22 protein-coding genes are annotated in these 25,296 nt (G+C 62.2%); 11 read left to right on the plus strand and 11 right to left on the minus strand.

From position 1 onward, the window contains the following. Positions 1-177 precede the first annotated feature (177 nt). Complete coding sequence (locus VGM51_03725) at positions 178-567, minus strand: hypothetical protein (GenBank protein HEY3412150.1); 390 nt, start codon at positions 565-567, stop codon at positions 178-180. Between the two features lie 1,160 nt (positions 568-1,727). On the opposite strand from VGM51_03725, the gene VGM51_03730 reads away from it, so the two are divergent. Further along, the gene (locus VGM51_03730) at positions 1,728-2,042 is read left to right on the plus strand and encodes a hypothetical protein (protein HEY3412151.1); all 315 of its coding nucleotides are present in this window, start codon (positions 1,728-1,730) and stop codon (positions 2,040-2,042) included. A gap of 2,282 nt (positions 2,043-4,324) precedes the next feature. Here VGM51_03730 and VGM51_03735 read toward each other — a convergent pair. From VGM51_03735 to VGM51_03760, 6 genes are all read right to left on the minus strand, one after another. After that, a complete protein-coding gene (locus tag VGM51_03735) occupies positions 4,325-7,768 on the minus strand; it encodes a S8 family serine peptidase (GenBank protein ID HEY3412152.1) in 3,444 nt (1,147 codons plus the stop codon). Positions 7,769-8,425: 657 nt separating this feature from the next. Continuing rightward, complete coding sequence (locus VGM51_03740; GenBank protein HEY3412153.1) at positions 8,426-8,668, minus strand: hypothetical protein; 243 nt, start codon at positions 8,666-8,668, stop codon at positions 8,426-8,428. A gap of 234 nt (positions 8,669-8,902) precedes the next feature. After that, the gene (locus tag VGM51_03745) at positions 8,903-9,208 is read right to left on the minus strand and encodes a hypothetical protein (GenBank protein HEY3412154.1); all 306 of its coding nucleotides are present in this window, start codon (positions 9,206-9,208) and stop codon (positions 8,903-8,905) included. Continuing rightward, a complete protein-coding gene (locus VGM51_03750) occupies positions 9,192-9,806 on the minus strand; it encodes a ParA family protein (GenBank protein ID HEY3412155.1) in 615 nt (204 codons plus the stop codon). The genes VGM51_03745 and VGM51_03750 overlap by 17 nt, the downstream gene beginning before the upstream one ends. A 167-nt stretch (positions 9,807-9,973) precedes the next feature. After that, on the minus strand, positions 9,974-10,816 hold the full coding sequence (locus VGM51_03755; GenBank protein HEY3412156.1) for a toprim domain-containing protein: 843 nt from the start codon (positions 10,814-10,816) through the stop codon (positions 9,974-9,976). A gap of 112 nt (positions 10,817-10,928) precedes the next feature. After that, positions 10,929-12,206 carry a DnaB-like helicase C-terminal domain-containing protein gene (locus VGM51_03760; GenBank protein HEY3412157.1) on the minus strand — a complete coding sequence of 426 codons (1,278 nt, stop codon included), beginning with the start codon at positions 12,204-12,206 and terminating at the stop codon, positions 10,929-10,931. 324 nt (positions 12,207-12,530) lie between these two features. Here VGM51_03760 and VGM51_03765 point away from each other — a divergent pair, with 324 nt between their 5' ends. From VGM51_03765 to VGM51_03775, 3 genes are read left to right on the plus strand one after another with little or no spacing between them, the layout of a single operon-like run. After that, on the plus strand, positions 12,531-13,826 hold the full coding sequence (locus VGM51_03765; protein HEY3412158.1) for a nucleotide sugar dehydrogenase: 1,296 nt from the start codon (positions 12,531-12,533) through the stop codon (positions 13,824-13,826). Between the two features lie 20 nt (positions 13,827-13,846). Beyond that, positions 13,847-14,998, plus strand: a complete 1,152-nt coding sequence (wecB, locus tag VGM51_03770; GenBank protein ID HEY3412159.1) for a UDP-N-acetylglucosamine 2-epimerase (non-hydrolyzing) — start codon at positions 13,847-13,849, stop codon at positions 14,996-14,998. Next, positions 14,995-15,939, plus strand: coding sequence for an NAD-dependent epimerase/dehydratase family protein (locus VGM51_03775; GenBank protein HEY3412160.1), 945 nt, complete (start codon positions 14,995-14,997; stop codon positions 15,937-15,939). The genes wecB (VGM51_03770) and VGM51_03775 overlap by 4 nt, the downstream gene beginning before the upstream one ends. A gap of 153 nt (positions 15,940-16,092) precedes the next feature. Here VGM51_03775 and VGM51_03780 read toward each other — a convergent pair whose 3' ends face one another. Together VGM51_03780 and VGM51_03785 are read right to left on the minus strand one after the other, a co-directional pair. Then, positions 16,093-17,961, minus strand: a complete 1,869-nt coding sequence (locus VGM51_03780) for a helix-turn-helix transcriptional regulator (GenBank protein HEY3412161.1) — start codon at positions 17,959-17,961, stop codon at positions 16,093-16,095. Between the two features lie 7 nt (positions 17,962-17,968). Beyond that, positions 17,969-19,105, minus strand: a complete 1,137-nt coding sequence (locus tag VGM51_03785; protein HEY3412162.1) for a DegT/DnrJ/EryC1/StrS family aminotransferase — start codon at positions 19,103-19,105, stop codon at positions 17,969-17,971. A 431-nt stretch (positions 19,106-19,536) separates the two neighbouring features. Between VGM51_03785 and VGM51_03790 the strand changes: the two genes are divergently transcribed. Continuing rightward, positions 19,537-20,175, plus strand: coding sequence for a PEP-CTERM sorting domain-containing protein (locus VGM51_03790; GenBank protein ID HEY3412163.1), 639 nt, complete (start codon positions 19,537-19,539; stop codon positions 20,173-20,175). 234 nt (positions 20,176-20,409) lie between these two features. On the opposite strand, the gene VGM51_03795 is transcribed toward VGM51_03790, so the two are convergent. Further along, complete coding sequence (locus tag VGM51_03795; protein ID HEY3412164.1) at positions 20,410-20,607, minus strand: hypothetical protein; 198 nt, start codon at positions 20,605-20,607, stop codon at positions 20,410-20,412. A 248-nt stretch (positions 20,608-20,855) separates the two neighbouring features. Between VGM51_03795 and VGM51_03800 the strand changes: the two genes are divergently transcribed. The 6 genes from VGM51_03800 to wecB (VGM51_03825) all read left to right on the plus strand — a co-directional run bounded on the left by VGM51_03800 (position 20,856) and on the right by wecB (VGM51_03825) (position 23,956). Further along, positions 20,856-21,317, plus strand: a complete 462-nt coding sequence (locus VGM51_03800) for an alpha/beta hydrolase fold domain-containing protein (GenBank protein ID HEY3412165.1) — start codon at positions 20,856-20,858, stop codon at positions 21,315-21,317. A gap of 207 nt (positions 21,318-21,524) precedes the next feature. Then, positions 21,525-21,743, plus strand: a complete 219-nt coding sequence (locus VGM51_03805; GenBank protein HEY3412166.1) for a hypothetical protein — start codon at positions 21,525-21,527, stop codon at positions 21,741-21,743. Then, complete coding sequence (locus VGM51_03810; GenBank protein ID HEY3412167.1) at positions 21,744-21,896, plus strand: hypothetical protein; 153 nt, start codon at positions 21,744-21,746, stop codon at positions 21,894-21,896. It begins immediately after the preceding gene. A 66-nt stretch (positions 21,897-21,962) separates the two neighbouring features. Beyond that, positions 21,963-22,268 carry a hypothetical protein gene (locus VGM51_03815; GenBank protein ID HEY3412168.1) on the plus strand — a complete coding sequence of 102 codons (306 nt, stop codon included), beginning with the start codon at positions 21,963-21,965 and terminating at the stop codon, positions 22,266-22,268. Continuing rightward, positions 22,208-22,666: a hypothetical protein gene (locus VGM51_03820; protein ID HEY3412169.1), complete on the plus strand. Its 459-nt coding sequence runs from the start codon at positions 22,208-22,210 to the stop codon at positions 22,664-22,666. The genes VGM51_03815 and VGM51_03820 overlap by 61 nt, the downstream gene beginning before the upstream one ends. Positions 22,667-22,849: 183 nt before the next feature. Beyond that, positions 22,850-23,956 carry a UDP-N-acetylglucosamine 2-epimerase (non-hydrolyzing) gene (gene wecB, locus VGM51_03825; GenBank protein HEY3412170.1) on the plus strand — a complete coding sequence of 369 codons (1,107 nt, stop codon included), beginning with the start codon at positions 22,850-22,852 and terminating at the stop codon, positions 23,954-23,956. Between the two features lie 323 nt (positions 23,957-24,279). Here wecB (VGM51_03825) and VGM51_03830 read toward each other — a convergent pair whose 3' ends face one another. Beyond that, positions 24,280-25,290 (minus strand): hypothetical protein, encoded by a 1,011-nt coding sequence (locus VGM51_03830; GenBank protein ID HEY3412171.1) that lies wholly within the window; start codon positions 25,288-25,290, stop codon positions 24,280-24,282. Between the last annotated feature and the right edge of the window lie 6 nt (positions 25,291-25,296).

Raw genomic sequence — 25,296 nt, forward strand, 5'->3', positions numbered from 1 at the left:
CAGCGCTCGGATCTCCGGAATATGCATCAACCATTGAGGTTTGGCCGGCAACAGCAGTTTCCCCCTGCTTCTCTATGTTGGCGCACAGCTGTGTCCAAACGAGCAAAAATCGCTAACGATAATGGGTGTTATCAACCACGATCCCCTGAGCTGCCAGTTCCCTGCCCTAGTGCCGCGCTAGTTGGTGGTGGACGGGCGTAGCCCTGCTCCTCCAGCCAGGCGCGATGGGCCTGCACGCTGGCCCGCGCAAAGGCCGGCCTGCCCTGCCCGCCAAACGAAGAAGTCGTCGAGAGCCTGGGCGTACATTTTCTTCGTGGTGGGGCTGGAGACGGCGTCCAGCACCTGGGGGCGAATCGTCTCCAGGAAGACCGCCAGGCGGTCGTGGCGGCGGATCTCGTGGTCCAGCCGGCCGCCTTCGGCCAGCAATTCCTCCAGGCGGGCGATCAGTGCAGGCCGCCGGCAAATCAGCGTATTGCCGGGGCCGGGCTCGGCGCCGCAGTGGCGCAGCAGCCGCCAGGCGACGGTTTTTGAGACGCCCAGCAGTTCCTCGAGCTGGCGGCGGTCCACCCAGTCGGCGGTGGAAAGCCGGAGCGACTCCAGTGCGGCCGGAATCCGGTGGTAATAGGTGGGGTGGGTGGGTATAATCGAAGCTCCCTTGACTCTATCAGGTTAGCGACGATCGTTTCACATGATGGTTTTCTAGCATGTTATAATGGAACTTATAGCACGTTGAGAGGCTACCATGCCTTTTCCCCTCCAAATCGCCCTCTTCTGCCCCTGCGGCGCCCCCGCACCCCCAAAAGCCCCCGCTGCCCCCTCTGCCGCCAACAACAGGCCAACTCCCAACGCCGCTTCGGCGGCCTCCGGACTAACCGTTGTACATGAATGACGCCGCGCGCAGGCGACGAGGAATTCCACCAGATGCCGCACGTGAACTTCATACGCCGTCAGCAAGGATCGACAGCGAAATCGTGCCACGGCTTGCCCGTCTGCCTAGCGAGTCCTTCAACAGAGGTATGCGAAGGCTTTCATACGTCAATACTCCGCCCGTTTCTGCCTGCTGTTGCACCAGCAGGACTAAGTGACGATATAGCTAATCGCGATGACGGAGTGACCGAAGCGCCCCGAGAGCAACCAACCCCGCACCTAACAAAACGTAGGAACTAGGTTCCGGTACCGGCGAGGGGGTAGGAATATCCGCTGGGAAAAGTGGTGGGTACACCGGCGAGAGGACTGGGGAGAGATCCTGTGGTAGTATCACCGGCGGTGTCACGGGTGGCGTGACCGGAGGAATTGCGGGAGCAGTCCCTGGCGGAGTGAAGAGCAGATTCACTGCAGGAGTCTCTGGCAGTATCACGGGTGAGGCCACTGGCGGAGTCGCTGGCGGTGTCACGGAGGAGGTCCCCGAAGGAGGGACGGGTGGGGCCACTGGCGGTGCCACTGGCGGTGCCACTGGCGGAGTCGCTGGCGGTGTCACGGAGGAGGTCCCCGAAGGAGGGACGGGTGGGGCCACTGGTGGGGCCATTGGCGGAGTCACTGGTGGGACCACTGGTGGGGCCACTGGCGGGGTCCCCGAAGGAGGGACGGGTGGGGCCACTGGCGGAGTCGCTGGCGGTGTCACGGGTGATGTCATCGGAGGATGGACGGGTGGGCCTACTGGCGGAGTCACTGGTGGCTGTACCGTTCCGGGCTGCGGAGTCATGTACCCGCCGCCAATTGACGGGATAATGTACGTTGGGATCATCGTCAGTCCCTCCGGAGTCGTACCCGGAGGATTCAGCGCCAACGGAACCACCACCGACGCAAGTTCAGTTGCGATCTCGCCCCGCGGCGCGTGGAAGGTTGGATCGTCCGTTGGCGATTGTGGCAATGAAGTCAGCGGCAACTCAGGCGCATTGAATACGTCCTCCGGTGGCTCCTTCCAGCTGACCGGCGCAGAGGGGGAATTCTCCAGCCGGTTGCCGCACCGGGCGCGGATCATGCTCTTGCCGTCGGTGATCACCTTCTCACCCTGTTCCAACCGTAGCTTCTTCTTCGTGTAGTAAATGCGATCATCCTTGCGGTAGGAGACATACGCGACCTTAGGCTCAGTCAGTGTCACCAGAACCGCCTTGCGGTAGTTGAAGCCACGGTAATGCTTCGCCACCACCGGATCTCTGTCCGCGGCTTCCTGCACATCACGGGGTCCGGCGACGCCTCCCGGCACCACAGAGTAGGGATAGACCGGTCGATTCGGCAATCGCAAGCTAAAGTCACGATTCTGTTCATGCACTGAGGCGACCGCGGCGATTTGCCGTTGTGGTGACTTCGCGAATCGCTCACTCACCATGAAGACCCCAGCGATCAATCCGACAGCTGCAATCAACGCCCACAGCCCACGCTGCGGGTACCGCTTCTTTCTCGTCCTCGGTAGTATCTTGGAATTCATTTCAGGACATCGGGTAGCAGTGCGTTTGGGCAGAGAAGGCAGCAGAGAGTCCCACCACCGTAGCGATATGCGAGTAAGTCCACCCCCACCGAGAATGGATCAGGTGTCAAAGTCTCCATATCCCATCTTCCGCCGGTTGTGCTGCAATCTCAATCGCGGTAGCACTAGGACAAAAGGCACATTTCAGCATCCAAACTGTAAAGCGAGGAGAGCCCCTTGTGTGCCACTGGGGGCGACCGCCGGAAGTTCCCTACGGGGATTCACAGAAACGGTGGTTCTGAGACCAAGTCCCTCCATCTACCTCATCACATGGATGAGTTCCGTGATGATCACGATATTCAAGCCCTTCCATTTCCTCGGCTGTCTGTACCCCTTGCCGCCACCATGGTGACGAGTCAGATATCGGGAGGAACAGTCGACGCCGGACACTTGGAAATCGTCTCCGTTCACTATTTGCCAGTCGCGATAAGAATCTGGCTACAGATTGCATGAGAACTTCCGATAGATGATCAGGGACGCGCGGCCATCATGGACCTATGGCCGCATTCGTAGGGCCGTCCTTCTCCTCCTCGACGGCCCTACCAGCCCCCTGCAACTGTCCACAAGAGGCCCTTGCGGCTCATCCGTCTAGGGCCAGTACTACAGTAACCCACTCAAGTTCTCTCTCGATGACACCATCCAGTAAGTGCGTTCGCTACCGGCGAGGCTAACTGTGTCGATCATTCCTGGAAGAACGCTGCCTAAGAATTGGTGCCACATCTCCAGAAGGAGCCCCCGGTGTTACCCGAAATCTCGGGCCGTTGCTACCTGGTATGAACCGCAAGGTACTGGGCTCGCTGTTTTTGCCGTTGGATGCGCGTCAGGTGGTGCAGGACATCATCCATTTACCAACGACGATGGCGAAGCGCAAGTAGTCAAAGGCGCTGGGGACCTAACACTCGGCATCCCGTAGAATCCCGAGCGAACTTTCGTGGAGGCTTCGCCGTGTCCTACATCCGAGAGGGAGGGGACGTGATTAGCCGCCAACTAGTGTGAGGGCATTCGACGCTGAGAAATGACCCGGCGGGACGTCCAATTGAATACCGCCGGCCTCCGGGCCAAGCACAGAGAGCACACGATGCCGTCAAGCGGTAGGCAAATCCAGTCTGAAGAGACCAGAAACGTAGGTCATCGTGCCTCCCGGTCGCGTCCCGGCCCGATCAGATCGAGCACTTGCCTCCACTCACCAGGCGTGGCGAATACGCGGTAGCGATGGCTGCAACTGTAACATCGGAGGGTGTGGAACTGGAAGATCCGCAGGAGAAGATCTCTCAAATCCTTGTCCCTCGATGGCCGAGTAACAGGGGAGGCGCATTTAGGGCAAGGAAACACGGTAGGTCCTTGACCCAGAATACCACTCATTCTGGGAGATCGAGCTCGCCTGCGAGGTGCCTCGGTGCCATAGACCCTGCCGATCGCTGGCACGAATGCGGCGCTTGCGGGTTGTCTGCTAGAAGAGATTCTCCTCAAGGTAATCCTTCAAAGATAGGCACCGAATCCGCCTTTAGGCGCCAACGTCTAGCAGTAGCCAATGGGTTGCCTGACAAGCCGCCTGCTTCAGTTGGCCGTCATTCACCAATGGCTCACCCCTGACCCTCGTATTGGGTGTTCCACACTCCTCGCTTAACTTCCCGCCCCACTAAAACCCGGGCCTGAGCCCGATCGATCTCGTGTCGAGATCAACTTGACGTAGCTGGCTCCACAACCGCTACCGCAGCCAAGTATCAGAGCTGATCGAGAATGCTGACAACCAGGAAGGGGTGATCACGCCACCTGGTGGCGTGATTCCGTTCAGAGTGAGGCTAGTCGAGCTAATGGTGAGCCCTCCCTTAATCGTGAGCGAACTGGCGCTAACTGCTAGGGATTCACCGTGACGATAGCGCTCTTGGAGACTCCTCCATAGCTCGCCGTGATGGTGACCTGAGTGGTGGTCATTACGGCTCTGGTCGCAATGGCGAAATAGGTGGAGTATGTTGCGCCGCCGGCAATCGTAATCGTCGATGGCGGTATAACAACCGTTGGACTAGAGGAGATCAGCGTCACGACGGCCCCAGCCGGCGGCGCCGGGCCATCCAAGGCGACAGACGCACCGGAGGCTTTGCCTCCGGTAACGGCGGCGACCGAAGCAACCAAAGCAGCGAGGGCCGTTGGTTTTACATTTACTGTGATGGACTTGGAGACCCCGCCATAAGTGGCCGTGATTACCACCGGCGTTGCAGCAGTGACAGAGCCCGTTTTGACAATGAACGTAGGAGATACGGCAGCACCAGCGGCCACCGTCACCGTGGCCGGCGGTGTGGCGATGACCGGATTAGCGGAAGACAACGTAACCACGGCGCCTCCGGACGGTGCCGGACCATCGATGTAGATCGAGCCGCCGAGATTCTTACCTCCGGAAATGGGCGTGGCAGAGAGGTAGAGTGCCGACAATGCTGTGGGTTTTACATTCACCGTGACGGACTTGGAAACGCCGCCATAGGTGGCCTTGATCGTAACAGGCTCGCTGGTGTTCACCTGTAACGTCGGGATCGTGAAATAGCCCGAGGTCGTCGAGCCGGCCGGTACGGTCACACTTACTGGCGGAACCGCTGCGCTATCGGAGCTGGTCAGCAGGACCACTGCACCTCCGACTGGAGCCGGGCCATTCAGTGTGACCGAGACCGACTTAATCGGGTTGCCACCCGTAACGGCCGTCGTCCACGTGGATAGGGCTGTCAGTACGGTGGGTGTCACCGTAAAGATTGCCGTCTTGACGGAACCGAAGTAGGTGGCGGTAAGCGTCACTGACGTCGCTGCCGAAACTGTTGTCGTGAGAATAGTAAATGGCGCCGAAACGCGTGACCCCTCAGGAATGGTAACGCTGGCCGGGACAGTTACGGCCGGATTGGAGCTCGTCAATCGAATGATCGCACCGCCGACCGGCGCGTTGGCGCTGATGTAGATCTGATTCGAGGTACTCGATCCGCCGCCCGCCAACTGTGTTGTCGAGAGTACGATGGACGAAATGGTGAAGGGTGCGACCGTGAGGTTCGCGGTCTTCACCATGCCCGCCAAGGAAGCGGAAATTGTTACAGCGGTGTCGACAGTAACGGCCCCGGTGGTAATACTGAACGGCGCGGACTGTGAGGCTCCGGCCGGAATTGTGACGGAGGCAGGCGGTAGGGCAACTGCGGAGTTTGAGCTGCGAAGTGTGACGACTGCACCGGATGCACCGGCCGGTCCAGTGAGAATCACCTTGTTGCCTGCGATCGTCGTACCGCTGCCGAATGACGCTGCCGACAAGGTCAGCTGATAGAGTACCCCAGCGTTCGCCAACTGGAAGTTGGCCACGGTAGACGATCCATCGATGACACCAACTCCTGCCGTTGTGCTGCTGATCCCCCCAGCCAGCGAGGCGGTCGTTGAATACGTGCCTGCCGGCAGCCCGAGGGTTGTGAACTTGCCTTGGGCATCGGTAACCGCGCCGGCCGAAAACGAGCCACTATCTACCGTAATTTGCACGCCTGCCAGCGGAGTCCCCGAGTCGTTCACTACCGTCCCGGTGATCGTGCCGAGATCATGCATCAGCATCTGCACGTAGCGGCTTCCACCCGCCGCCACCGTTTGGGCGCTGAGCCTGTAGGCCGAGTGCCCCACTGCGCTGGAAAGAAGATCGTACGTTCCCGCGGTTACCGGCAACGTAAATAGTCCATTGTTGTCGGTCACCGCGCTGGCTTTCACAACCCCGGCCTGCGACGCCTGCACCACCGCTCCCGCCAGGAGTTGCCCCCCGGCTGTGACAGACCCGGTGAAGGCGCCGGTGGGTACACCGAGCCTCACTCGCAGGGAGCTATCGGCGCCGGCAGGAATCACAACATTGTAACTCCAGGTCGGGTTCACACCATCGCTGACTGTCAGCGTCGTAGCGCCAACGGGCATGTTGCCGAAGCGGAAAAGGCCCGTGGCCGGAGTGGTAATGAGAACGCCGCCCATCCGAACCTGAGCGCCGTTCACCGGCGTACCGGAAGCGTTAATCACCTGGCCCGCCAGGCCACCGGTGGTAGTGGCCCGCATCTCACCACTGAGGCTGTGGAGTGCGTTCACACGGCCATAGCCGTAGTACTGATCCCAGGCGCCGGTGGTACTCTTGGATTCGGCGGATTGCTCGATCCGCTGCGCCACTGCGTCGGACGCCAGATCCGTGGTGGTGGCGGCAATGAGGCCCGCCACGGCGGAAACCATAGGAGTGGCCATCGATGTCCCGCTCATGTTCACGTAGGTATTGCCGGGGTAAGTGGAGAGAATATTGACACCGGGCGCCATCACATCCAGCCCGAAGCCGAAGTTGGAAAACGACGCCTTGGCGTCTGACGAATCAGTCGCCCCCACTCCCAGCACGTAATTCGCACCGGCCGGATAGAAGAGCGTGCTGCTGTTTGAATTGCCGGCGGCGGCGATCACGAGCACGTTTTTCGACCAGGCATAGTCCACCGCATCCTGTAAGAGTTGCGAGTAGCCCGCGCCGCCCAGGCTCATGGAGATGATCCGGGCACCAGCGTCGGCGGCTCTGGTGATCCCACTGGCGATGTCAAAATCGGAGCCGTATCCCGTCTTATCCATCACCTTGTAGATCATCAACTGGGCCGGGAAGCCCAACGATGCGATGCCCTTTCCGTTGTTGGTGGCCGCAGCCAGAATGCCGGCAACATGGGTACCGTGGCCATGGTCATCCTGCCACAAGCAGGCTGGGCTGGTAATGGTGGTCGGCACAATCGCCGTGCTCAGGGCGGCAGCAAACTGGCTACCGCCGGAAGTAGCGGTCGTTCCGCCAACGACGTCCACGAAATCAGGATGGGTGCAATCGGCGCCGGTATCGAGAATTGCGACGCGTACACGGTTGGCCATCGGCACAAAGTCAGTCAGACGGCCTGGCAACAGGCTCCACGCGGCGGCGGCCTGCGTTTTGCCGAGCCACCATTGTGAGGCAAAAGAGGCATCGTTGGGGGTGAGGCCGGTGGACGTGCGAATCCGATGTGGCTCCACATATTCGATCTCCGGATGATTGGCAAGAATGGTAGACACCGTTTGCCGCAAGGCTGCCGGCACGCGAATCACCTGGATCGGCATCGTGGTGGAACTGGCTACGCTCGTTGCCGTGATGTTCAGCGACCCGAGCACGCCCGCCAGTGTGGCGCCAGGCTTCAATCGAATCACGATCTCATCCGGAATCACGATTTCCCCGGGGCCTTCCTTGATCTCCTGGCCAGCCCAGGCGGAAGCCAACGTCATGATGAGAGCAACGTAAAATAGTGCGGTCCTCATATTTTTACTTTCCCTTCGTACAGAACTCCGAGGGACAATACCTTGCGCCACCGTCAGTGGAACAAGTAGTTTCATTCACAAACAGCCATTGGCAGCGTATCCATGTCGCTTCCTTCCAACTGTTTGCTCCGTCCCACAGAGATTCTGTACACTGGCTCGATCGTCAGATCGAAACCGTGAGAGGAGAGCACTAAGGGGACTATGCCAAAGAAACGCGGAATAGGCCCTAGTGGTAAATCAGGAGATGAATTAAGGTTGGGGCGGTAAGTACTACCGGGTTAGCGTCACCGTACATATACCGCCTTGAGTCGGGCCGCTGCCGGTGTGCGCGCAATTCCATGCACATACACTCTGCCTAACCCCTGCTGCTTGCATTGAAAGTGCACCCTGTCGATCCATGGATCCCAAGAGAGCCTACACTCACTTAGCAATTATAGGGCCATTCCGCACAGTAGGTGTCCGTCCAGAGAGGCCGCCGGGACTCGGGCCGCTAGGGAAGGCTGCCGGGCAAAGGCTGAGCGTCCTGCCCGATGCAGTCACGGATCTTCTCGAAGTCATTCTGCGGGGCGTAAATCAGGCGCCCACGGCTTCCAGAAACTCGTTGGCTCCGGCAAAGTCGATGTGGAGGCTGAACCGGGTCAGCAGGACATTGGCGGGCTAGGACTGGAATTGGCGGCTGAGCATCTCCATGGCCCGTTCGTCCTTGGCGACATCGGTGATGTTCGCCAAGACCTGCGGGCGGATGCGCTCAAGAAACCCCGCCAGCCGGTCATGGCGCCGGATCTCACGGTCCAGCGGTCCGCCCTCCCGCCGGAGTTCTTCGAGCCGGTCAATCAGCGCCGCACGGCCGCAAACCAGAGCGCCGCCGGGCCCTACCTCGCCGCCACAGTGCCGCAGCACGCGCCACGATTTTGGAGACGTCGAGCAGCTCTTCCAACTGGCGGCGATCGATCCATTGGCGCGTGGATTGGCGCAGTGCGTCCAGCGCGGCGGGAATCCGGTGTCCGTAGGTGGGGCTGGCTGGCATGGGCAACTCGATCTTTCCCGGCAGATGTTTCAATGTTTAGACATCTGAACAGCTAGACAACCGAGCCCTGCGGCACGGGCTGTGGCAGGGCCGACTGGGATAAACAGCTAGCCATCTACCTGTTTAGCCAGCCAGCCATCCAGCAGCTCTGCCACCAGATCGCTCAGTTCCCTGCCCTGGCTCACCAGACGGCTCTTGGCCCGCAGATGCATGTCGCGCGGTATGTAGGTGGTGAACTTGACATAGCGCGGATCGCGGCTTTTGGCCAGGCCGGTTAGCGGAACATCTGGCTGTTTCTCTATTTGGCTGTCTGACTGTTTAACCATCTGAACATCCGGCACCACTTTGGCTAGCCGCGCGATCCGCAATGCGTCAAACGGGCTCACCCTCGCTTCGTCAACCCTTTTGCCCATACAGAGCCTCCACTTCCTCGGCCACGGCTTCATAATCGCGCCAGGCCAACCCGGCGGAGTCGCTATTGCGCACGCAATCCACCGTGCCGCCCTCCAGCGCCGCCCGCTGAAACGCTACGGTGCGCCGGATGTCCCTCTCAAACAGCGGCAACCCGGCGTTGATCAGCGTCTGGCGGGCGTTATCCCCGTCCGGCATGGGCCGCGGCGGAACCACGGTCAGCAGGATTCGGTAGCGGTCACTGCCCAGGGTTTGCAGCGCCTCAATCGTCAGCAACAGCGCGTCGAGCGCGAATGGGTCCGGCGTGCAAGGTAGAATCAGCAGGTCGCATCCGCTGGCCAAGGCCTGCAAATCGGCCGGATCGGGCCTCGCCTTGGTATCGATGATCAAATGCTCCGCTTTGCGCGCATAGATCGCAATCTGCGATTCCGGCGCCACTTCAAATTCCGGCTTGCCCCGCGCCGCCCACGAGGTTGAGCTGCGATTTGGATCCCCGTCAATCAATACGGTCGGCGCCTGACGGGCAAAGTAGGCGGCAAGATGAATGGCGGTGGTCGTCTTGCCGACTCCGCCCTTGAACGAGGCAACAGTGAGAATCATGTCTGGGGCGCTCTCATACTCACCAGAATACGCGCCAACTGTTCACCTGTCCAGATGTTTACCCGTCTACCTGTCCAGTTGTCTGGCTGTTTAAACGGCTGCCTGTTTAACTGCCTGCCCGTTTAACTGGCTGGTGACTCACCGTTTTGCCCGCCAACCGGAGCCGCTCACGGAGCGTCGGCCACAACTCCGCTCAGCCGCCCGGCGGCCCACGCCTCGTTCACATCCTTGTAGCCGCCGTATGTCTCGGGCGGCAAAAAGCCCACCCGCTTGCCGCGCAACCGCGCCGCCCTGGCCAGCGCGTGCCAGGCCGTCTGGCCGGCCGGATCGGCATCGAGCGCAAACACTATCTCCTTCACCTCGTGGGCCCAAGTCCAGCGCCACCCATGCACCCCGAAGATAGCCACCACGCGCCCCACGCCGGCGGCGCGCAGGCTGAGCGCATCAAAAGGACCTTCACAGACATGCAGCGGCTGATCCAAACCGCCCGCCAGGCCGGCGCCCAGAAAGTAACCCTTCGCCCCGGCCAGATGATCGTGACGAAACGCTTTCGGCACATCATCCCCCACGGCGCGCCCGTACAAATTGACCAGCCGCCCTTCCGGGGTGGTGTGCGGAAACACGAGCCGGCCTCCACGCCAGTCCCGCAGCGGCCGCCCGCGCTCGTCGCGGTGCGCCCATTCGCCGGGGCCGGCGTAGCCCAACCCGCAGCGCTGCGCCACCGCCAGCGGAATCCCGCGGCTTTGCAGATACGCTTCACCCGCGCTGCCCGGCAGCATCTCGCGGTAAGCCGCCATCCAATCCTCAAGAACTTCGGTATCCGGAGTAAACTCCGGTTCCGGCGGTGGCAGGAGAACACCACCGCGGGGCGCCGCGCTGGAAGAGAATCTGCCGCGGGGCAGGGAAGCGGCCTCCTGCTTCCTTTGGGCCGTCCACTCTTCCCGCGCCGCTTCAGTAAAGCCCCATACTCCGCACGCAAAGCAGAAGAAGCGCCCTGAGACGGCATCCACACGCAAACTCCGCTGAGTATCGGATTGATGAAACGGGCAGAACGCCCGCAGCACCCGGCCGCCCTCCCCGCGCATCGGCTTGGCGGCGGACAGTTCGGCCGCCGACAGAGTTTCACCGCGCACTGGTCAGCGGAACCTCTTCGCGAAATACGCCCGTATCCGGGCGAAAGATCAGAGGCACCGTCCCCGTTCCGCCAAAGCGGTTTTTCACCACCACCAAATCAATCGCCCGGGCGGGATCGGTGGCCGTGCGCTCCCGCGCCTGGGTCAGGAACAGCACGGAATCGGCAGCATACTCCAGATCACCCGATTCCTTCAGTGAATCGAGCTGGGCGCTGCCGCCGCGCCCGTAATCGCCGACGCTGCGATTCTGCGACGAGATTGCGATGACAGGCGATTGCAGGCGGCTGGACATTTCCCGCAGCTCCCCTGCCATCGCCGAAACGTTGTGCCGCAACTGCTCGTAGCCCTTGCCGTGTGCGGCCCTTTGCAGATAGTCGAAGACAATCAACACCTGCTCGGAGCCGGCCCGCTCGCGCGCCTGCAATGCCTTGCCGCGCACCTGCGACACCGTCGTTTGCGACGTGCCTTCCATCAACGACACCAGGCTCAACGGCTCGCGCAGCGCCGCTGCGGCCTCCTCCAACAACGTGAGATCGGCAAAGCCGCGCTCCACCTGCGACGGCGACAGCCCGGCCCGGCTGCATGCCATCTTCAAAACCAGGCTTTGAGGCGAATTCTCATAGGTCACATACACCACCGGCACATGACACGCGGCGGCGTGCAGAGCCCACTGCGTGCAAATAGTGGTCTTGCCCACGCCCGGCCCGGCGGCCAGCACGTGCAACCCTTCGTTGAAGCCGTTGAGGATCTGATCCAGCCGTCCCAGGCCCGTCGCGATGCCGCTGCACGGCTTTCCCGTGGCTTTGCGGCGCGCCAGACGCCGGCGGGCCAGCGCCAGTGCGCCATCCAACAGGCCGCATCCCGAAACAGCAGTGCCCGCATCGGTTTCGCGCACCCGGCAGCGCACGGCGGCGGCCTCTTCCTCCAGCAGCGCGGCCACTGCCGCAGCCGGACGGGTCTCATCAAAGAGCGCGTCGGCCAGACGCTCCTGCAATCCGGCCAGGAGCCGACGCTGGTACAGATCGGCCAGACGCACCGCATCGGCTCGCGGGTCTGTACTGGGCTCCACGGACGGGCCCACGGGTGTGGTTCCAGCGCTCACCGCATCCCGCAACTCCGCCCATACGGCGGATTCCACACAAAAACTCCCTTCGGGCAGTAAATCCTGTAATTGCCAATAGAGATTCAAGTCGCCGGCAATGGCAGCCAGCAGTCTCTGTTCCGTCCCCGGGTCGAGAAACTCTGATTCGAGGCTATACGTACGCATGACGCCTTGGGTAGTATAGGGCACAGCTGCGCGGCCCCTGGGCCGGTGCAGCGTGTGTTAATACTGGTTAAAACTAGTTAGAGTTGTGATAACTCCGTATTGTATTGATTCAAAAAGTCTTACATCAACACTTGCGCCGGGATAACGTCTACATAGCGCCGTCATGGCGTCTACTTAGCGCCAACATAGCGTCCCGGTTATCACAACTGTCTGAGGGCTGTTCTGTTCCATCTTCCAGGAGAAAAAATAACAGTGCCATCGTGGAATGAAACCACCTCCGGAGGGTATGCTGACAACGTGTCGTCTCAGGCTCCGTTGGAATCCGTGGCCGCATCGCCCGCGCAGATTGCCGTGGTGGGGTTGGGTTACGTCGGCTGCGTGAGCGCGGCGTGTCTGGCGCAGCTTGGCCACGATGTCACCGGTGTGGACCGGGACGAATACAAGGTGCAGGCCGTTAATCAAGGCAAGGCGCCTTTCTGTGAACCAGGCCTGCCGGAGATGCTGGCGGCGGCGCGGCTGGCCGGTCGGCTTCGCGCCACGACGAACATGGCGGAGGCTCTGGCCGGCGCCGACGTGGTGTTCCTCTGCGTCGGCACGCCATCGGAACCCAACGGGAACATGAGCGTGGAGCAGCTGCGCCGCGTCTCTTTGAAGATCGCGCCGCTGCTCGACGGGCGCGCAAAGCCGCTGATTGTGGCGGTCCGCAGCACGGCTTATCCGGGCACATGCGAGGATGTGGTCCTCGAAAGCCTGCGCCGCCACCCGATGGTGACGGTGGTGGCCAATCCGGAGTTTCTGCGCGAGGGTTCGGCCGTACGGGATTCGCTGGAGCCGGCGCTGCTGGTGGTGGGCAGTGACAATGAGGCGGTGGCCCGCCGCGTGGCCGGTCTTTACGCCGGCCTGCCGGTGGAGCCGTGCCTCACCTCACTGCGCACGGCCGAACTGATTAAATACGCCTGCAACGCTTTTCACGCCGTCAAGATCAGCTTCGCCAACGAGATCGGGGCCCTTGCCGGCGCTCTTGGCATCGATGGCGAGGAGGTGATGGCGACGCTGGCGAAGGACACCAAGCTGAACGCCTCGGCCGCCTATCTGCGCCCCGGCTTCGCGTTTGGCGGCTCGTGTTTGCCCAAGGATCTACGCGCCCTCAACTACCGGGCCCGGCGCCTGGATCTCCAATTGCCGGTGCTGGAATCCGTACTATCGAGCAACGAGGCGCACCTGGCGCGGGCCATCCGGCATACTCTGAATCTGCCCGGGGAACGGATCGGCGTCTACGGTTTGGCCTATAAGGAAAACACGGATGATCTGCGGGAGAGCCCGGTCATTCCGCTGTTGGAGCAATTGCTGGCTGCCGGCCGCGTATGGCGTGTGTATGACGCCCATGTCCGGCTCGATGCCATCTTCGGCGCCAATCTCAACTTTCTGCTCACCGCGCTGCCGCGCATCGGACAGCAGATGGCGGCCAGCGTGGCCGAGCTCGTAGGCTGGGCCGATGAGATCGTGCTGACGCAGCAGCCCACGCCCGAGGACGAAGCTCTGATTCAGGCTTGCGGCAGACCCGTGCTCCGCCTGTACCGTACCGCGCACGCTCCAGACACTCGCCGCGCCGGGCTCTGAAGATAGACTGAAGACTAGCAATGCCTCTCACCGAGCCCGCCCTATCCCGCCGCCAGCGAGTCCTTTTCATCTTTGGCACACGGCCGGAGGCGATCAAGCTGTGTCCCATCGTGCTGCACATGCAGACCCGGCCGGATGAGTTTGACGTGAAGGTCTGCGTCACCGCGCAGCACCGGGAGATGCTGGATCAGGTGCTGGCCGTGTTCCAGGTCCAGCCGGATCACGATCTAAACGTGATGCGTCCCAACCAGACGCTTTCGCAATCGACGGCGCGCATCATCGCCGCGCTGGAGCCGGTCCTGCTGGAAGAAAAGCCGGATCTGGTGATTGTACAGGGCGATACCACCACTACGTTTTGCGGCGCGCTGGCGGCCTTCTATCAGCGCATCGCGGTTGGTCATGTGGAGGCCGGGCTGCGCACGGGCGATCTCTGGCAGCCGTTTCCCGAAGAGCTCAACCGCGTGCTGACGACTCGCCTGACCAAACTGCACTTTGCGCCCACCTCCGCCTCGGCCGCCAACCTGCGCGCCGACGGAGTGGATGATGCCGCCATCTTCATCACAGGCAACTCCGGCATCGACGCCGTGTTGTACGTGCGGGACAAGCTCCAGGCCGGCGGGCTGGCCGGATTTCAAGGTGTAGCGCTAGAGCCCGGCCGCAAACTGATTGTCGTCACCGCTCACCGCCGCGAGAACTTCGGCGACGGCCTCACGCGGCTCTACCGGGCGATCGGGCAGTTGGCCACGCGTCCCGATGTGCAGATCATCTACCCCGTTCACCCCAATCCGAACGTGCGCCAACCGGCGGAAGCGCTGCTCGTCGGGCTGCCGAATGTGCACCTGATCGCTCCGCTGGACTACGTGCCGTTTGTGGATCTCATGCAGCGCGCCTATCTGTTGCTCACCGATTCCGGTGGCGTGCAGGAAGAGGCGCCCTCCCTCGGCAAGCCGGTGCTGGTGCTGCGTGAAAAGACCGAACGGCCGGAAGCTGTGGAGACAGGCACGGTGCGGCTGGTGGGCACCGATGGAGAGAAGATCCTGGCCGAGGCTGGAGCTCTGCTGGACGATGCCGCGCAATACCAGCGCATGTCCATGATGCACAATCCCTACGGGGACGGGCAGGCCAGCCGGCGCATTGCGGACGTGATCGCCAACGGAGAGTTTCTAGATTGAGAGTATTGGTAACCGGTGGCGCCGGATTCATTGGTTCGCACGTCAGCGCCCGGCTTCTGCGGGATGGTCATGCGGTAGCTGTGCTGGATGATCTGAACGATTACTACCCGCCTGCGCAGAAGCTGCGCAATCTTGAGGATGCCCGCCAGGCTGGCGAGTTGGAGTTTGAGCAGGGCGATATCTGTGATGTGGCGGCGGTGGAGCGGCTGATGAGCCGTTTCCAGCCCGACGCCGTCATTCATCTGGCGGCCCGGGCGGGGGTGCGGCCCTCGCTGGAAGCGCCGCTGCTGTATCAGCGGGTGAATTGCGAGGGGACGACGGTGCTGCTGGAGTGTGCGCGGCGGCGCGGGATCCAGCGTTTTGTGTTCGCGTCGTCCAGTTCGGTGTATGGCGCCACTACCCAAGTGCCGTTCCGCGAGGACGACGCCCAGTTGCGGCCCATCTCCCCCTACGCCGCGACGAAGATCGCGGGCGAGGCCATCTGCCACGCCTACTCGCATCTTTACGGGATGCGGATCGCCTGCCTGCGCCTGTTCACCGTCTACGGGCCGCGCCAGCGCCCGGATCTGGCCATTCGGAAGTTCATCGGGCAGATCCGCGCCGGCCAGCCCATCCAGATGTTCGGCGACGGCCAGACCGGGCGGGACTACACCTACATCGATGACATCGTCAGCGGCGTTCTGAGCGCTCTGGCTTTGGAGCGCCCCTACGAGGTGTTCAACCTGGGCAACTCTCATCTGGTGCTGCTGCGCGACATGATCGCCACCGTGGAGCGCGCCGTGGGCCGGGCGGCGGTGATCCAGCAAATGGCGGTGCAACCCGGCGACGTGGCGGTCACTTTTGCGTCCATAGACAAGGCGCAAGCGATGCTGGGGTATCATCCGCTGACCACTTTTGAGGACGGAGTCCAGCGGACCGTGGAGTGGATGGCCGCGCTGTAGGACAGCTACTCTATCACACGCACGCAAGCGTTTTTATCACAGAAATTTTCAAGTTGTTGAAAACAAATGAGATGTTTTCTTGATTGCGACGTGATCGCGTCCCGATTATCACTGGAAGCCGGTTTGTAACGGTTCTAAGCCTCTGATTCGCGGTTAGTTACCGGGTTCCAGGTCGCGCATCCACTCCTGGAGCCGCTGATGAATGGCCTTAGACGGCTGGCGGGCGCCCTTTTCCAGCATGGAGTAGTAGCTCTGGGCGATGCCAAGCTGTTCGGCTGCCTGGGTTTGCGAGAGACCGAGCTGATTGCGGCGGGTTTGGAGCCGCTCAGACCAGGCGGTGTCGGAGGCGAGGGGCAGGGCAGTGGCGGCCTGCGGAGTGGGTGACAGAATGCTCATGTACGCCTGGCGGATTGTCTCCGGCGGCATGATCAGAACGGTCCAGTTGGGGAGGTGTTCGGCCCAGCCGCGCTGGCCGGCGATGTCCTCGTTGTAATCGTCCCACTGCCAGCTTTCGATGATGTGATCGTTGGCGAGGGTGTCGAGGGCCTTCTCCATGCGCTCGCGGGTGCGGCTGGGATGGTCGCTATCGATCTCGTAGCCGCAGGCCTCCAGGAGGGTGCGGACCTTGAACGGACGCCTGTAGGAGCCCTGGGCGGCCTGTACGCGCCATTGCCAGCTCAGATAGCGGGCGAGGCGTTTTTCAATGTCCTGGCGGTAGGGGTCATATTCCACGGCGCGGGCCGAGAGCAGGGCGGTCTGCCGGCCGGGGCCGAAGAGAAACTGGCCGAAGACGGCGCCGGGGCGGAAGAGAAAGTGCTGCAGCTCGAAGTTGGAGCCGTCAAAGCGCCGTTCGCCGCTGACGTCGGTGATGACGAAGGCGCGGCTCTGCACTTCATGGAACGTCCGGCGGCGGCGGCCTCCGGGGCCGCTGGCCTGGTAGCTTTCCACGCGGCTCATGTTGATCCACAGGCTGGAGAGGCGGTGGAGGGCCTGATAGAGCTGCTGGCGCTGCTCGGTGCGGTAGCCACTGGGGCGGCCGCCGGCGCCGGTCTTGGGTTTCAAGGCGCGCATTTCCAGGAGCTGATCCACGTCGGCGGTGCCGGGGTCGTTGGGTGTGCGGGCCTGTTTCAGCCACAGGTCGCTCAGCATGTCCAGCACGTCGGCGTCGGCGTCGCTCAGCTCCAGGCGCTGCTGCCACATGCGGCCAATCATCTCCTCCTGCATCTCGGGCGGCAGGAATGCCTGATTGTCGTACTCCACCGGAATCAGTTGGGCCTGCCCCTTGGCGGCGCCCTTGTTGAGTTGCGCGGTGGGCCAGGGCGAATCCGGATTCTTCTCAAACAGATTCAGGGCGAGCGCTTCGCGCAGGGCCTGGTAGTGGCCGGCGCTCATGACGGAGAGGTATTTTTCGCGGAGATCCACCTTGAGGCGGCGCGCCGGGATGGTGGTGCCGTGCTTGATCTCGGACTGGAGCAGTTCATTCTCGACAGGCAGGCCGAGCTCCTCCAGCAGGAACCAGGCGATGGTATGGGAGTGGAGGTGGAGAAGCACCGGGGTCAGTCGGGCAAAGACGCTCTCGTCTCGCCACATGCCGCCGCATTCGGTGATGACGGCTTCGGCGAGGCGGTCCGGCCCGGCGGCGGTGAGATACTCGGCCAAAATCCAGCCGGCCAATATGCCTTGCATCTCCTGGGCGAGCCGCTGGAGGTAGGCGGGTCTTTGGGTGGCGGCGGCCACGGCGTCGTTGCCGGCCTCGTAGATCAGCGGCGCGGCGCGGCGGGAGGCGATGCCGAGCAGTAGTTGCAGATTGCCGTGCAGATACATCTGCAGGCGGCGGGAGAGCAGGGAATCGCCGGTCGGGATGGCAGCCAGCAGGCGTTGGGCTTCGGCCTGGCGATGCGCGGGCGGGGCGGGGTACTGATCCGGCAACAGGAACACGCGGGCCGGCTCGCCGCTGAGCAGGGCGTGGTAGGCGCGGGGCAGCGCCGGCGGCTTTCCTGTTTTGTTGGCGTGACGGGACAAGGTTTCCCTATTTTATGAAGAATCCGGCGATGGTGTCGCAAACATATTCGATATCGCCGTCCAGCAGTCCGGAATGGATGGGCAGGGCGAGCACTTCCCGGCAGGCGCGCTCGCTCTCCGGCAGGGCGCCTTCGGCGTAACCGAGATCCAGATAGCAGGGCTGGCGGTGGAGCGCGATGGGGTAGTAGATCTCCGAGCCGATGCCGGCGGCGGCCAGGTGCGCTTTTAACTCGTCGCGGCGCGGCGTGCGGATCACGAACTGGTTCCAGACGTGGGCCGTCTGCCAGGGTGCGGCCATCGGCACGGTGATGGGCAGACCGGCGGGCGTGAGCAACTCCTGATAACGGGCCGCGTTGCGCTGCCGGGCGGCGGTCCATTCGTTCAAATGACGCAGCTTGACGCGCAGGATCGCGGCCTGCAGCGTGTCCAGCCGCGAGTTGAAGCCGATCCATTCGTGCTTGTACTTCTCGCGGGAGCCGTGGACGCGCAGGGCGGAGAGCAGCTCTGCTTTCCCCTCGTCCGTGGTGGTGACCATGCCCGCATCGCCGAAGGCGCCCAGGTTTTTACTCGGGAAGAAGCTCAAGGTTGCCATCTGGCCCAGGCCGAAGCAGGGCCGGTTGTTGTAGGTGGCGCCGATGGATTGCGCGCCATCCTCGATCACGGTCCAGCCATGTCGCGCAGCGATCGCGAGAATCGGATCCATGTCGGCCGCGCCGCCGAACAGGTGGACGGGAATCACTGCTTTGATGCGCGGATGCTGCCGGGCGGCCTCGTCGAGTGCCGCCGGATCGAGATTGAATGTCAACGGATCGATGTCGCGGAAGACTGGCGTGGCGCCGGTGCGCGAGACCGCACCGGCGGTGGCGAAGAAGGTGAAAGCCGGTACGGCGACCTCGTCGCCCGGGCCCACTCCTGCGGCCATCAGCGCCAATAGCAAAGCGTCGCTGCCGTTGGCGCAGCCGATGGCGTGGGGCACGCCCAGAAAGGCGGCCATCTCCTGCTCAAACTTCTTATTGTCCGGGCCGAGGATGAAGTACTGCGATTGGAAGACGTTGGCAATGGCGGCTTCAATCTCAGTGCGAATCGGCTCGTTCTGGGGCCGCAAATCCAGCAGCGGCACCGTGCGGGTGTTCTGGGAAGGCATGAAACTCCTTCAAACTAACATAGGCCACAGCCGGCTGGGTTTGTGAGCATTAGCTACAAGAGTTGATACTGTTTGCCTTTGATTCTCGCGGGTTGGGTTCGTAGAAGTGAAACGTCCTTCGCTGGGATCTGGGGTGATGTCAAATCTCAGGACGAGCTGGTTCGGATCTGCTACCCGGTTCGTGACTAGATGTCTCACTTCTGCTGGTCACTCGGGTGGCACCACAATTAGTACCAGTACTATCACTGCGAATTCTGCCTTGACTTACCTTTTCCGGGGGGGTAACATTTTATCATTAACCGAGAGGTATGCCCGGTCGGGCGGATCGGCTTGGAAGACGCGAGACCACGAGCGCGAGTTGCGCTGACGGCGCACCGGCATTGCAAACCGTATGCTGGAACAGCTTAGAAATCAATCGGAGGAGTTGAAGAATGCGTAAATTTGCCTTTTGCCTGGTACTCAGTGTGACCAGTACGGTGGTCAGTGCGGCCAGCCTGACTTTAGACCCCGTGACCGTTGTCCACCAATATCAACAGACCTCGAACAGACCATGTGTCATTGGTGATCCATCCTGTCACAATCCTGCAGGTTTTGATTTGACCATCCTTCCGGTCGGGGGGCAGGTGTCGTCCTACAATGCGTTCTCCCCTATTTATACCGTGGCGCAAGTTCAGAGCATCGTCGGAAATACCTTCATGGTGGGCGTTGACATCAATCAGGCTACGGGGCAGGGACCTCAGTCGCTCAGCCTGTTCACGATGTTGATTAACGGCGTTGTCGTCGATACCTACACGGGGGCGCCGACCTCAGTTCCACCTACGGTTGGCGGAGGCAACGGGAACGGCTATGCTGATTACCTCGTACATGGATTTACCAGCCTTGCGGGCCTTGCCGCAACCGACACAGTGCAGTTTCACGCAACCATGCCGGTGATCAATGACGGCAGGGAAGAGTTCTTCCTTCTTGCCAGCACTGCCCCCCCTTCCACCGTTCCTGAGCCGGCTACTTACGCCCTCCTGGGTGGTGGATTAGCGGCTCTCGGCGTTCTTCGGTCACGTCGTCGCGTTTAGCTGTTATCCCGTGCCGCCACCCTCTTCAGGGTGGCCCATACTGAGCTGGTGCGGACTCCCCTCAGGGAATCCGCGCCAGCTCTTCGGCGTTATGGCGGATAGGTTGTGTCCTCCACTGTCGACCTACCGTGAAGGGAGCATTTGTCCATTTGCACCATGCCATAGCGGCCAAATCAGGTTACTTGCTCCGGGAGGCTGCCAGCCGTACCTGTGTGGTGGCGCTACTCGGAAGGCCTAGTAGCCGCTGGTCTGGTCCACATTTGAAACCGGCCGGTTGATGCTGCATCCCGCTCCGAAGCCACGGTTGATGACTCTGCGTCCGTAGACCCCTTGGACGGTGAAATGGTAGCTGATCGCGACGGCAGCCAGCACATCCAGCGAATGCTCCGCATCGGAGCCATCCCTCGTCTTTGTCGTCCCGTCGATGTTCACCAGGCGGTCTGGATCTTAGGTGTCCCCTGAGAGTCCGGATGCGGAGTGCAGCGGGGACTACATTCGAGTAGCGGTCGTCCAGCCGCGAGTTAATAGACCCCGGCCGCTTGGGTTCGGCGATCCCGGCAGCGTGCCATCCCGGCGCCAGCCGGGCTGAGCCGGACGGAGGCCCAGGCCCGCAAATGCTAAACTGCAAGGAACGAAGAGCCCTTTCCGCCCCGGGATCTGCACTTCTTACCCAATTGATCATGCCGATAGAGCACTGGTTTTCACGCCGGACATTTGCCGGTCTGCTCCTTGGTCTGGCAGCGGCATGTGGCTGGCGCCGGGCGCCCGTCCCCGCTCCGGCCACCTCGAATCTCTCCTATGGACCCAGCCCCTCCCAGCGCTTTGACGTGTACTCGGCACCAGCCTTGTCTGGAAGCCTGGCGCCGCTCGTTGTGCTGATCCACGGAGGAGGCTGGGAGAGCGGCTCGCGTGCCGAAGTCGCGAAGTTCATCCCGTATTTCACGGAGCGCCGCTGGGTGGTCGCAAACATCGGCTACCGGCTCACGCCGGAAGCGGTGGCGCCGGCCGCAGCAGAGGACGTTCGCAACGCGATCGCGTCCGTCTGCGCCCGCGCCGCGTACGGTGCAGGTGACCAGCGGTGGCACGGCTCTCGGTTTTCAGGCCGTCTCCGCGGCTGCTTGGCTGTCGGTCAGCCCGGCTAGCGGTAGCACGCCAGCCCCTCTGGCTGTCTCGGTGAATCCAGTCGGCCTACAACCGGGCGTCTATCAGGGGGCGATTACGCTCACCGGCGCCGGCACTCCGGGCAGCTCGACGACCGTCAATGTCACCCTTACCGTGTCGGCACCGGTGGTTGTGAACTTCACGGCCTCTCCCTCCGCACTCTATTTGTCGTACACGCTGGGAGCACTATGCCGGCGCCGGTACAGTTGCGCATCGTGTCTTCGCCCACCGGGGCAGGGTTCAGCGCCACAACCAGCGCGCCCTGGCTGCTGGTGACGCCGTCGTCCGGGACCGCCACGGCGTACGTGACTGTTTCAGTTGTGCCGGGTATCCTCACAGCGGGCACGAGTCTAGCCAATGTCGTCATTGTCGGCACTGGCGGCGGGCAGTTGACGGTGCCTGTTTAGGTGAAAGTCACGGCGCAGCCGGACTTCATTCTGAAGACGAAGTCCTTGAGTTTCAGTTACACGATCGGAGACGCGACGCCGGTGGGCCAGTCGCTGTCGATTGCTTCGACATCGGTCCAGTTCAACTGGACCGGCAGCACCAATGCTCCGTGACTGCGTCTATCGGCCAGCTCGGGCGCGACTCCGTCGTCGGTGGTGGTGACGGCCGATCCTTCTGGCTTGAGTGCCGGCGTATACAATGGCGCTGTGACGCTGGCATCGCCGTCGACGGTGAGCGGTACAGCCGTGGTGCCGGTGGCATTGACGGTGGTGAGCGTCGCCACTGCCAATCCGGCGACTTTCTACACATCGCCGGCTGGGCTGTATCTGAACTACACGGTGGGCGGCGTGGCGCCGGCGCCGGTGGTGGTGCGGATCACGGCTGACAAGGCGGGAGCGACGTTCACGGTGGGAACGGCGGCAGGGTGGCTCCAGGTGATGCCGGGCAGCGGAGCGGTGACGTCGACGATTACAATTACAGCCTAGCCGGGGCTGCTGACGCCAGGCACGCATCTGGCGGACGTGGTGGTGACGGGAACGGGGGAGGTACGCGAACCATTCCGGTATCGCTGAAAGTCGCGGCGCAGCCGTCGATCACAGTGAACCCGAAGTCGCTGGCCTTCAGCGCCGTCGCGGGAACGATGCCGGCGGGCAAGAGCCTGGGGGTGGGTTCGACAACGGTGGCATTCAACTACAGCTTGAGCGTGAATGCGCCGCGGTTGAAGCTGTCCACGACTTCAGGCGTGGCGTGGGGTACGGCTGTGGTTTCGGCGGACACGACGGGGTTGGCGCCGGGCACCTACAGCGCGGCGGTGACGGTCACCGCGCCCACTACCGGGAACGGAACCGTGACGGTTCCTGTGACACTCACCGTGCCACCTTAGCCCCAATACTGTGCACCTAACAATCAACTCCGGACCGACTACCTAACTCGACGAGCCGATGAATCCTGGGCAACTTTGCGCGGCTGCGCTAGACTCAATTCACATGAAACCAGCACGGCGCATCTTTCATGATGTGTCCTCTGGCAACTGCATCACTGCCACAATATGGCTGAGTGGAATCATATGCAAGCGGCGAAATTGATCTGTGTGGGCGGAGCCCGGCCCAACTTCATGAAACTGGCTCCCCTGGTGCGTCTCCTGCGCGGCGATGATCGCTTCCAGACGCTCCTCGTCAACACTGGGCAGCACTACGACGATCAGATGTCGGGTCAGTTCTTTCGCGACCTCGGCATGCCTGAGCCTGACTATCAGATGGAGGTGGGATCGGGCTCACACGCGGTGCAAACCGGCGAAATCATGAAGCGATTCGAGACGATCGTGCAGAACGAGCAACCGCGCGCTGTGCTGGTGGTTGGCGATGTGAATTCCACCATCGCCTGCGCGCTCGTGGCGGCAAAACTCCATGTACCTGTCGTACACGTGGAGGCAGGCTTGCGCAGCTTTGACAGGTCTATGCCGGAAGAGATCAACCGGTTAGTCACCGACGTGCTGAGCGATCTGTTCCTGGTCACCGAAGAGAGCGGGGCCTTTAATCTTCGTACAGAGGGCGCGGCTGAGGAGAAGATTGCGATGGTGGGCAATCTGATGATCGATTCCCTCTTCTTCCATCTGAAGCGGGCTGAGGAATCGGACATCGCCCGGAGATGCGGACTGCAAGAGAATCAGAGCTTTGGCCTGGTAACGCTGCACCGGCCTGCCAATGTAGATGACGCGATGCAACTGGCGGGCATTATGGAGGCGTTGCGAGAGATCAGCCAGGACCTGCCACTGCTATTCCCGGTTCATCCGCGAACCCGCTCCAGGCTGAGTCGGGAAAACGTTGGCGAGGGTGACTGCATCCGCTTGCTGGATCCTCTTGGCTATATCGATTTCCTCGGACTAATGCGCCGGGCCGCTGTCGTTCTCACGGATTCGGGCGGGATTCAGGAAGAGACCACCGCTCTCGGCATCCCGTGTCTGACTATTCGAGACAACACGGAGCGGCCTATCACCGTGGAGCAGGGCACGAATATTCTCGCTGGAACTTGCAAGAAGAGCATTCTAGCCGCATGGGAACAGATCGGCCGCCAGCCGAAGCAGGGACGGATTCCCCCTCTTTGGGACGGGAGAGCCGCGGAGCGGTGTCGAGATGCGGTCTGGCAAATGCTGGAAAAGCACGGCGTCCGGTAATCGGAATCCGTACGCTGGAAAGGCGACGGAGACCCGCCCCGTCTCCACCCGGTGCGGATCGTCAGTGTTCTTTCGGCAAGGCTGCGTAAGAGTCCGATTGCCTCTACTTCCGGTTGAATCGGTCGGAGTTACTCACCCGACGTGCTCGGGGCTGCAATTCGGCTCTGCTTCCACTGAGCAGGCAGCCAGCGCGGCGGATCGCTCAAGCGTGTGGCCGGCAGGTTCACTCACTGTTGCGTCAGCGGGTCCACGTCATGAACAGATGGGCCTGCAATGACGGATACTCTCGATCCCGGTTTGCGCCTCAGCTTTTCGCTCAGCGTTCACCCTAGGCGAACGGCTTCGATCCGGTTGCGCATCGCCCATGTCGTGGCGAAGCGCAGGCGGTGGCCGCGCAGGCGGCAGGCGGTGCCCACGTGGCGGAACAGATCGTCCAGGCCGCCTTCCAGCAGCGCTCGCGAGTTGCGCTCCTGCGTGCCGTGGGTGTGGAGCTTGAGGAAGATGTCATCCCCGAGGTGCGGGGCGAGGTCCAGCCAGCGGTCGGCGCGATAGGGCGTGGCGAGGTCGTAGCCGGCCAGGTCGCCCGCCTCCATGCGCGGCATCAGGCGCCCCCGCCAGCGCAGGCCAAAGGGGCCGGGGATCATCAGCAGGTCGCCGGTCTGGTGGCCGCCGGGCGTCACCGGCGTGCCGAAATCGTAGGAGCGCGGACGGGCTGGATCGTCCACGGCGTAATAGATCTGGTTTACCGTACGCGGCTGGGTGGGTGAGGCGCCGGAAGGAAACGTCAAGTCGGCGTAGCAGCCAATCTGCCGCAGCAGCGTGATTTCGTTGTTCAGCCCGCACCAGCGGCCGTCCGGGCGGCTGTTGTCCAGGCACCAGTTGCCGTGAATGAAGGCGAAGACCGGGCGGCCGTTCTCCTGGTGCAACAGGCCGTGACGGGTGTGGAGCGTCTCGAGGAAGACGCTCATGCGGTCCAGGAACGCGGCCTCTGTGTCGTTGTCGTGGTGGAGGTGAATCTCCACGTCGCCTAGGCCTTCATGCACCATGGCGGCGAGCGAATCCAGCAGCCACGGACGATACTCCTCCTCGGGGTAGAAGAAGCAGTATTGCGGTTTGCCGCCAAAGTCGTCGATATGACGCGAGGCGATCTCCGGCCAGAGGGCGCTCCACCGGGCGACGCGCTGGCGGGCGAGTTCGTCGTCCTGATTGCGCCAATAGGGTTCAAAGTGGTCGCAGATGCTCAACCACACCGTCGCCGCGCCACGCGGGCGCGGGCTGAGGCGATCCCTCAGGTAGCCGGGCATCCAGATCTGGGCGTTGCGGGGCAGTTGCACGGTGGC

The organism is Armatimonadota bacterium, assembly GCA_036504095.1.
Classification (GTDB): Bacteria; Armatimonadota; DTGP01; order JAKQQT01; family JAKQQT01; genus DASXUL01.